Here is a 3915-nt window from a genome sequence, read left to right on the forward strand (position 1 = left end):
GCTGGCGCCCGTGCGCGCCGCCTTCGTCGTGCGCGACAACGTGCGCCAGCGCCGCAGCATCGAGCGCAGCTACATCGAGGCGCTGCGCGGCGCGCGCGAGCGCATCGACCTGGTGAGTCCGTACTTCTACCCGGGCCGCAATTTCCGCCACGCGCTCACGGCCGCCGCAGGGCGCGGCGTTCGCGTGCGCCTGCTGCTGCAAGGCAAGGCCGACTACCGCTTCGCCGCGCTGGCGGCGCAGGCGCTGTACGACGAGATGCTCGTGCACGGGGTGCGCATCTACGAGTACCTGCCGGCCTTCCTGCATGCCAAGGTGGCCCTGGTGGACGACAGCTGGGCGACGGTGGGCAGCTCCAACATCGATCCGCTGTCGCTGCTCGTCAACCTCGAGGCGAACGTGCTGGTCGACGACCCCGCTTTCGTGGCGCGCCTGGCCAGCGAACTCGAGCGCGATTTCGCCGAGTCGCGCGAGATCACCACGCCGGCCGCATTGCCCGGCTGGCGGCGCTGGATGCGGCGCGGCGTGGTCGCCTGGGCAGCGGCGGTGTACCTGCGGCTGGCGGGCGCAGCGGGGCGGTACTGAGGCTTCATGCAGCCGGACCTGATCGTCGAGCGCCCCGAGGGCCTGTATTGCCCGCCCGGCGACTTCTACATCGACCCGTGGCGGCCCGTGCCGCGCGCGGTGATCACGCACGCCCACGCGGACCATTCGCGCGTCGGCCACGGCCATTACCTGGCCGCCGCGCCCGGCGAGGGCGTGCTGCGGGCGCGGCTCGGCGACATCGCGCTGCAGACGCTGGCCTACGGCGAGCGCATCGATCACTTCGGCGTGCGCCTGAGCCTGCATCCTGCCGGCCACGTGCTCGGCTCGGCACAGGTGCGGCTCGAGCACGGCGGCCGGGTCTGGGTCGCGTCGGGCGATTATTTCGTCGCCGGCAGCGGCGGCGAGCAGGAGGACAACGCGACCTGCGAGCCCTTCGAGCCGGTGCGCTGCCATTGCTTCATCACCGAGTCCACCTTCGGCCTGCCGATCTACCGCTGGCGGCCGCAGCGCGAGTTGTTCGCGGAGGTGAACGACTGGTGGCGTGGCAATGCCGCCGCCGGCCGGCCGAGCCTGCTGATGGGCTACAGCTTCGGCAAGGCGCAACGGCTTTTGGCGGGGGTGGACGCGGGCATCGGTACGATCGTCGTGCATGGCGCCGTCGAGACGCTCAACCGCGCTTACCGCGCCGCCGGCGTGCGGCTCCCGGATACCCGGCTGGTGAGCGAGGTGGCCGACAAGGCCGAGCTGCGGACGGCGCTCGTCGTGGCACCGCCCAGCGTGCATGGCAGCGTCTGGTCCCGCCGTTTCGTCGGCGCCAGCGACGCCTTCGCCAGCGGCTGGATGCAGTTGCGCGGTGCACGCCGCCGCCGCGGCGTGGACCGCGGCTTCGTGGTCTCCGACCATGCCGATTGGCCGGGCCTCGTGCGCGCCATTGCCGCCACCGGCTGCGAGCGCGTCATCGTCACACATGGCTACGAGGCCGTGATGGTGCGTTGGCTGCGCGAGCAGGGGCTGCAAGCCGGATCGTTTCGCACCGAGTACGGCGACGAAGCGCTGGAGCGTCCCGATGTGGAGGCCGATCGGGCGGATCCCATCGGCGTGGCCGATCAGAATGATGCGGCAACTGCGACCGACACACTCACCGCCACCGGTCAGGGCCATGCAGCCGTCGCGGTCGATGGCGATCAGGCGAGTCGCATCGAACCCCCGGCCGACGGCGATGCGCCCGGGACCGCACCGCCCGACGCCGCCCCCTGAAGCGCCATGCGCGCCTTCGCCCGGCTCTACGTCGAACTCGACGCCGGCACCTCCACGCTGGACAAGGTCGCTGCGCTGCGCCGCTACTTCAGCGCGGCCGCGCCGGCCGACGCCGCCTGGGCCGCGTATTTCCTGGCTGGCGGCCGCCCGCGGCAGGTGGTGCCGACCTCGGTTCTGCGCGCGCTGGCCTGCGAGGGGGCCGGCATCGCCGGCTGGCTGTTCGAGGAGTGCTATCAGGCGGTCGGCGATCTGGCCGAAACGATTGCGCTCGTGCTGCCGCCGCCCACGCGCGAGAGCACGCTCGGCCTGGCCGCCTCGGTCGAGCAGTTGGGGGCGCTGCGCGGCGCGGCGCCCGAGGCCCAGGCCGCCGCGGTGCGCGACTGGTGGGACGCGCTGGATGCGACCGGCCGCTTCCTGCTCGTCAAGCTGATCGGCGGCGGGTTTCGCGTCGGTGTGAGCAAGCTGCTGGTGCAGCGTGCGCTGGCCGAAGTGTCGGGCCTGGACGCCAAGCTGGTGGCGCAGCGCATGATGGGCTACACCGACGCCAAGCGCGCGCCCGATGCGGCGCGCTACGCGGCGCTGGTGGCCCCGGCCGAGGAGGGCGCTGCCCGCGCGGCGGGCGAGCCTTATCCCTTCTTCCTCGCCCACCAGATCGAAGGGGTGCCGCAGGACTTCGAGGCCCGGCTCGGCCCGCCTTCGCAGTGGCTGGTCGAATGGAAGTACGACGGCATCCGCGCGCAGCTCGTCAAGCGCGCCGGCCAGGTCTGGCTGTGGTCGCGCGGCGAGGAGCTGGTGACGGAGCGCTACCCGGAGGTGGCCGCACTGGCCGCGTGCCTGGCCGACGGCACGGTGCTCGATGGCGAACTGGTGGTGTGGCGAGACGGTGAAGGCGAGGGCGGACCGGCGCCCTTCGCGCTGCTGCAGCAGCGTATCGGCCGCAAGACGGTGAGCAAGAAGATGATGGCCGAGCTGCCGGTGCAGCTCGTTGCCTACGACCTGCTCGAATGGCAGGGGGTCGATCTGCGCGGCGAGCCGCAGCATGCGCGCCGCGCCGCGCTCGAGGCGGCCTTGCAGGGCACGGCGCTGCGGCTGTCGCCGGCCGTGGTCGCGCCGAGCTGGCAGGAACTCGCCACGCTGCGCGCCGCTTCGCGTGCGCGCGGCGTCGAAGGCTTCATGCTCAAGCACCGCGACGCGGCCTACGGCAGCGGCCGCAGGAAGCAGGAAGGGCTGCTCGGCGGCACGTGGTGGAAGTGGAAGATCGAGCCGATGAGCGTGGACTGCGTGCTCGTCTACGCGCAGCGCGGCCATGGCCGGCGCGCGAGTCTGTACACCGACTACAGCTTCGCGGTGTGGAGCCGCGCGCCGGCCGATGCGGCGCAGGCGCAGGCGGTGATCGATGCCATCGCGGCCCGCCAGCCGGCCGAGCCGGGGGCGCTGCAGCTCGTGGCCTTCGCCAAGGCGTATTCGGGGCTCACCGATGCAGAGTTCACGCAGGTCGACCGCGTGATCCGCGCCAATACGCTGGAGAAGTTCGGCCCGGTGCGCAGCGTGCGGCCCAGTCTGGTGTTCGAGCTCGGCTTCGAGGGCATCAACCGCAGCTCCCGCCACAAGAGCGGCATCGCGGTGCGCTTCCCGCGCATGCTGCGTCTGCGGCCCGACAAGCCGCTTCACGAGGCCGATACCTTGCAGACGCTGGAGGCATTGCTGGGCCGCGGAAGTGAGTCCGGCTGAGGGTGTCTGCGCACCCCGCGGCCCGCGCCCCTGCAAGCCGGTAGCATCAGCCGATGGCTGCGCCCGACGCAGCGCCTTCCCAGCGAGACGCCCTCCGATGAACGCACCCCCCTCCTTCGGTTCACCGCTGCAGGCCGTGATGCCTGACACCACGCCCGACGACATCGGCACACCCGTTTCGGTCAAGATCCGCGAGCGCATCAAGGCCCAGCGCAAGCGCTTCCACGCCAACGACAACATCGCCGAGTGCATCGAGCCGGGCGAACTCGAGCTGCTGCTCGACGAAGTGGCCGGCAAGATGCACGCCGTGCTCGACAGCCTGGTCATCGACACCGAGAGCGATCACAACACGCAGGACACGGCCCGCCGCGTCGCCAAGATGT

The 3915-nt window shown here is 71.7% G+C and carries 3 protein-coding genes and 1 pseudogene; all 4 read left to right on the forward strand.

The window, feature by feature from the left end; all coding sequences use genetic code 11:
• On the forward strand, positions 1-583 hold a 583-nt coding region (locus tag H0W38_RS18340; protein ID WP_292456783.1), incomplete at its 5' end, for a phospholipase D-like domain-containing protein.
• 6 nt (positions 584-589) lie between these two features.
• The gene (locus tag H0W38_RS18345; protein ID WP_292456784.1) at positions 590-1801 is read left to right on the forward strand and encodes a ligase-associated DNA damage response exonuclease; all 1212 of its coding nucleotides are present in this window, start codon (positions 590-592) and stop codon (positions 1799-1801) included.
• A gap of 6 nt (positions 1802-1807) precedes the next feature.
• Complete coding sequence (locus tag H0W38_RS18350; RefSeq protein WP_292456786.1) at positions 1808-3532, forward strand: ATP-dependent DNA ligase; 1725 nt, start codon at positions 1808-1810, stop codon at positions 3530-3532.
• Between the two features lie 97 nt (positions 3533-3629).
• Positions 3630-3915, forward strand: a pseudogene (locus tag H0W38_RS18355) (GTP cyclohydrolase I); the annotation flags it as partial.

The sequence above is a fragment of the Methylibium sp. genome (assembly GCF_013817365.1).
Taxonomy (GTDB): domain Bacteria; phylum Pseudomonadota; class Gammaproteobacteria; order Burkholderiales; family Burkholderiaceae_C; genus Methylibium.